At 68.3% G+C, this 1028-nt stretch carries 1 pseudogene; it reads left to right on the top strand.

What is annotated here, in order from left to right:
* Window positions 1-198 precede the first annotated feature (198 nt).
* Window positions 199-1028 (top strand): annotated as a pseudogene (locus tag ACZ5CR_RS47450) (hypothetical protein); the annotation flags it as partial.

Below are 1028 nucleotides of genomic sequence, written 5' to 3'. Positions count from 1 at the left end.
CGGACGAACTCTCGGAGGGTGGACGGGGGTTGGCTCTTCTGGCAGCGGTGGCGGACACGTGGGGCGTGGAGCAAGGGACCGTCGGCAAGACGGTGTGGTTCGAGTGCGGGGCGTGAACTCGCATTTCTGGTGCGGCGATGATCCAGCAGACTGGTGCCTTGCCCCTGTCCTGCACGACTATCCACGGAAGCGGCGCCCGTGACCCAAGCTGAGCTGTCCACGCGAGCCCACGGAGGCCCGGAGGCCGCCTTAACCGTCGCCGGGCCATGGCACCGGCGTCACCGCGTACCGCTGTTCGTCACCCTCCTCGTACTGCCGCTGTATGCGGTGTGGTGGACGGTCCTGGCGACGGGCGGCGGGGACCTCGCGGCGCAGGTGGCGTGGGCAGGATTCGTGGATCAGCACCCCGGGACGGTGTACAACCTGTCCTGGTACGGCGGGCTGCACACCGCGAACTACAGCCTGATGTCGCCCTATCTGATGGACTGGTTCGGAGTTCGTACCGTCACAGCGGCCTCTGGGCTCGCGGCTACCTGGCTCGCCGCCGAACTCTGCGTTCGGGCCGGGATCCGACGGCCACTGTGGCCCGCTCTGGCTGCTGCGTTCGCCCTGTGGTGCAACGTCGCCTCAGGGCGGACAACCTTCGCCCTCGGGGCAGCGTTCGGGCTTGCGGCCTGTCTGGCGCTGTATGGCGCTGGCGCCGGTCCGGGACGCCCTCCGGCCACCAGTCCTGCTGGCGTTTCCACGCGGACGGCATGGCTCGTGGGTGGCTGCGCAACGCTCGCCACCATGGCGAGCCCTGTCGCCGGACTCTTTCTGGTGGTTGTCAGCGCCGCCAGCCTGCTACGGCGCGACTGGTCCCAGGCGATTGTTCTGCTGATGCCCCCCATCGCGGTCGTTGCCGTGACGACCTGGCTCTTTCCCTTCCAGGGGGAACAGCCCATGCCGTTGGGCAGGATCTGGCCACCGGTTCTCTACTCAGCCGCCGTCGTCGTGTTGGCACCGCGCCGATGGCAGGTACTCAAACT

It is taken from the genome of Streptomyces sp. NPDC031274, from assembly GCF_055570235.1.
The sequence above is the reverse complement of the archived record's forward strand: the minus strand, read 5'-3'. Positions and strand labels throughout refer to the sequence as shown.